Source organism: Sporolactobacillus shoreicorticis (genome assembly GCF_024125445.1).
GTDB classification, from domain to species: domain Bacteria; phylum Bacillota; class Bacilli; order Bacillales; family Sporolactobacillaceae; genus Sporolactobacillus; species Sporolactobacillus shoreicorticis.
Window position 1 is genome coordinate 1 of record NZ_JAMXWM010000061.1, and the last position, 3,658, is coordinate 3,658.

Annotated in this window: 6 protein-coding genes; all 6 read right to left on the reverse strand. The window is 43.5% G+C overall.

What is annotated here, in order from left to right:
* Positions 1-276: hypothetical protein (locus NIE88_RS21780; RefSeq protein WP_444965501.1), on the reverse strand; the 276-nt coding region annotated here is incomplete at its 3' end.
* Complete coding sequence (locus tag NIE88_RS21785; protein WP_253065659.1) at positions 245-652, reverse strand: conjugal transfer protein; 408 nt, start codon at positions 650-652, stop codon at positions 245-247. The genes NIE88_RS21785 and NIE88_RS21780, both read right to left, overlap by 32 nt.
* 301 nt (positions 653-953) lie before the next feature.
* The gene (locus tag NIE88_RS21790) at positions 954-1,244 is read right to left on the reverse strand and encodes a GyrI-like domain-containing protein (RefSeq protein WP_253065660.1); all 291 of its coding nucleotides are present in this window, start codon (positions 1,242-1,244) and stop codon (positions 954-956) included.
* 179 nt (positions 1,245-1,423) lie between these two features.
* Positions 1,424-1,924 carry an antirestriction protein ArdA gene (locus tag NIE88_RS21795; protein ID WP_253065661.1) on the reverse strand — a complete coding sequence of 167 codons (501 nt, stop codon included), beginning with the start codon at positions 1,922-1,924 and terminating at the stop codon, positions 1,424-1,426.
* A 123-nt stretch (positions 1,925-2,047) separates the two neighbouring features.
* On the reverse strand, positions 2,048-2,269 hold the full coding sequence (locus NIE88_RS21800; protein WP_010023708.1) for a hypothetical protein: 222 nt from the start codon (positions 2,267-2,269) through the stop codon (positions 2,048-2,050).
* Between the two features lie 63 nt (positions 2,270-2,332).
* Positions 2,333-3,532: a MobT family relaxase gene (mobT, locus tag NIE88_RS21805; RefSeq protein ID WP_253065662.1), complete on the reverse strand. Its 1,200-nt coding sequence runs from the start codon at positions 3,530-3,532 to the stop codon at positions 2,333-2,335.
* Positions 3,533-3,658: the final 126 nt, after the last annotated feature.

A 3,658-nucleotide genomic window follows, 5' to 3' on the forward strand; every position in this document is an offset into this window, starting at 1 on the left:
GATTTTCCGGTACGCCACGTCTTTCAATTTCCCGGTGACCGTTTGCTTACTGCGTGCCTGCGTTGCTCGGATGCTCGATTCGGTCGCAATCTGCAAGGCATGGATTTTCCCGTCCCGACTCTGAGCAATCAACTGACGAAAATGATCATGGACCTCACCCTTTTCTTCTGGGCTCAGAAACGAGTAATTGTAGGGAATCAGTTCATAATAGGCAAAGCATTCCCCGTCATGATTAAAGACAAGGTTATTTTCGATGTACTTGATCGGATACGGCATACCATTCACTCCTCACAGCGGTAATCGCTCCGCTGGCGATTTCTTTTTTTAGCCTCACAGGCTTTCCGGCATAGGTGACTTTGGGACGGAGCAGGTAAGTGATCACCGATTTCAAAAAACCATACGGCTTTTTCCCGTCAAAGGTCTTCTGTGACATGAACCAGGTGAGGCCCACGGGAAGGCCGACATATTTCAGCAATACGCCATGAATCAGGGACACCGGTGGCACATTGGCAAGCAGAATCACGAGCAACAGTGAACAGACAAACCACGCCATCTGCGTGAAGGTGACTGGAAAAGGCAATTGAAAGTCATTGATGGCGTAGATCACCTTTTCCACGTTCCAGATGCGGGTATAGCTTCTGATTTTTTTCACTCATGATTAGTCCTTTCTATTGGAAATTTCCCATGAAAAAAGCAGCCAGTACATGATAGAACGTACAGGCTACCTATCAAACAATCTGCTATTTGTAGAGAAAAGTGATCATAATATCTCCAGCTAATTATCGAAATACTGCATAAGTTGCAATTTTTATTTTATGGGAATTAAAATTTCACAAAAGCCTTTTGATACTAACTTAGCTTTATATCTCTCAATAATTGGTTTCTCTCTTACTGCAAGGTGATTGATGGAAATTTCATTTTGGATATCCTTCCATACATTATTCATTGCTTCTCTAGTGTGCTTGATTAATGGCATACTTTCCACCTGAAAATGATCCTTCTTTGGCCGGGGGTGTGATCTTTACATTGTTAGTTACAATTAAACAAACATCATAACGACATCTATTTGAATTTATAGTGTTTGGGTCATCTTGTGCGATTCCTAAAATAGTTGACTTCTCAAATAGATTATTTTCTCTAACCCATTGCTTAAACGACTCCATTAAGATTTTATTTTCAATTCCGTATGGACCAGTTCTTCTAAAAAAAGCAATTTTACAAGGTTCGATGTTCTCGATTTTCATTTCAATTTAATCTCCTTCCCGTTATTGATCGAATCTGGAAACATCATAACCCCAGTTAAAATGATTTTCAGCATATTTTTTAAAATGACCTCCTTGCGAAACAATAATTATTTTCTTAAATCATTATTTCAGTGAAAGAGGCAAATCCACATGGTTCTGATAGAACAACTTATTTAACCTTAACGGGCATATTCAAAAATACCATGAGGAGTGACCAGAAAATTTCCTTCAATCTCCAAATCGCGCCCGTAGGCTTCATAATCGATATAATTCTGTAAATGAGAGGGAACTTCACCAAGGCTGCCGGTCTCTTCCAATAGATAACGGGCGACATCTGCCATATCATCGCAATCGGGATAACAGATGATGTCATCCTTATGTTCGACCATTTCTTCAAAACTGCCGAAGAAGGCCTTCTGGATTTCCCGCATTTCGTCTTCAATCGGTGTGCCTGCCGATTCTTCCGCGAGTGAACAAAGGCGGTTAATTTCTTCAATGGTCGTGTACTCATCAAGGTCAAAGGGCAGTTCGTAATCATGGATGGCATAGTCTTCATAGCCCTGAGCCAAGTCGATACGTTCCTTGACCTCTTCAAAATCAATGGGCGGGGTGAACCACGCACCAACCTGCTCGCCCTCATTGTATTTATCTAAATTCGCGATATAGACTTTCATTTCCATAGATCGATCACGTCCTTTTCCTAAAAAGAGAGTAAAAAGCCTGCCGCACTTCGTTTGGCATACCCGTTCTTTTGGCCCGCATAAAAAGAACCCTTATACAGGCCAAAAGAACAGGTGTTCAAGTTAGGCACCCACCACTCGGTTAAACAAATTCAGCAGGACATCTTTGACTCCAGCCGCATTAAAGACCAAACCCACAGCGATCAGCGCAATGACGAGAAAGCCGATGAGTTTGGAAAATTCCCGTTTAAAACCGAGGTAGAGCCCAATGACGACAATCGCCATCAAGACGAGAGACTGGGCATTGTTTAAAAACCACGTGTATAAGTTTCGTCCAAAATTCATGATCCATTTCTCCTTTGATGAATGAGATTGGTGGTTAAAATCCGGTTAATACTTTTTTAAAAATCATTTTTGCTGCTGATCCCTAATCATCTGTTTTGCAGTATCAACCTGTTGCTGAAAGATTTTTTCGTGCCGCTTCGTGAGCTTGGCCTGCCGGATCATGTCATCAATGACGGCGGTATCATGGATTTGATCCAGCCAGAGCGCGATTTTTAATGTCGGGGCCACCTGTCGCTGTAGCCAGCTAAGGGTCCGGTCAAACGAATACGGTTCGGGTTGAGTGGTTAATTTCAATTTCTCTCGCTTCTTTCCCATGAACCAGGCCCAACTTTCATTGATCGGCCACGCACTGCGTCGCTTGTTTTTCACTTGATCTACAAAGCGTAGGTAACGGTTGATGATGGAAAAAGCCGTACGCTCCGCATCCTGGTAAGCCATCAGGTCAAGAATGGCATGGTAAGCTCTTTCATTTTTCAACCGGATCTCAAATCGGTTTTTCACCTCAGCTTCCTCAATGGGAATATCGTTTTTTACGTATTGCTCATAGTCCTTTTCATAAAGGCAAAAATAGATTTCACTTTTCAGAGAACCGATATAAAGCGTGTGTCCCATCGCTTCCTTTTCCTCTCGACGGATGAGCTCGCCACTGCGATAACTCTTAAAGCTGCGAAAGACGGAAATGCATTCCTCATGTCGGCATTTCTCTGTCAGCTGCGGAATATTTAGGATGCCGGCCTTGTCATTGATCGCTAAGTCTAACCGTTTGAATATCCCGCCTTCGCCGATCACGACCCTGAAAAAATCGAACCAGCTTCGGTGTTGCGCTAAAAGAAAGCCCTCGAACTGGCGACAGCCTCGGCCTTTCAGTTCCAGCAACACGCCTTTTTGTTCATCGGGAGAGACCATCACGAAAATGTCGCCCAGAGCGTAATGTTCCGTGTAGGAATAGAGCCCATAGTCTTCATGGAGCATGTAGTTTATTTTTAAAAGCAGAATCTCTTCAATGACATGCTTGACATCTGTCGTTGGGAACCGGATGCGCACATAGTCAAACAGCATCTCAAGCGGTGCGTCAGGGTTGAGTCGTTCCAGTGCTTTCAGCAACGCTATTTTGATGTCCTCAGACGGGGAGGCCCGGCCGTTTTCAATATCGTTGAGGTACTGACGGGTCATGCCAGCCGCAACGGCCAGACGATTTTGCGAAAGACCGTAGGACAATCGCTTTTCCTTCAGCCGCTGGACCCATAAGTCAATTTTGCTCAATGATTACCCTCCAATCAAAAGAGGATGTCAACTGAAAGGGGCAGAGTTGACATCCTCCAAAAATTCCTGGAACCTTGCTGGAATCGAGTGTTTGCTGGATTTTGAAACGGTTTTTTATTGTTTTTC

Coding starts and splice junctions, on each gene's coding strand:
- NIE88_RS21790 (WP_253065660.1), bottom strand. CDS start 1,244: ATGAAAATCGAGAACATCGAACCTTGTAAAATTGCTTTTTTTAGAAGA.
- NIE88_RS21795 (WP_253065661.1), bottom strand. CDS start 1,924: ATGGAAATGAAAGTCTATATCGCGAATTTAGATAAATACAATGAGGGC.
- NIE88_RS21800 (WP_010023708.1), bottom strand. CDS start 2,269: ATGAATTTTGGACGAAACTTATACACGTGGTTTTTAAACAATGCCCAG.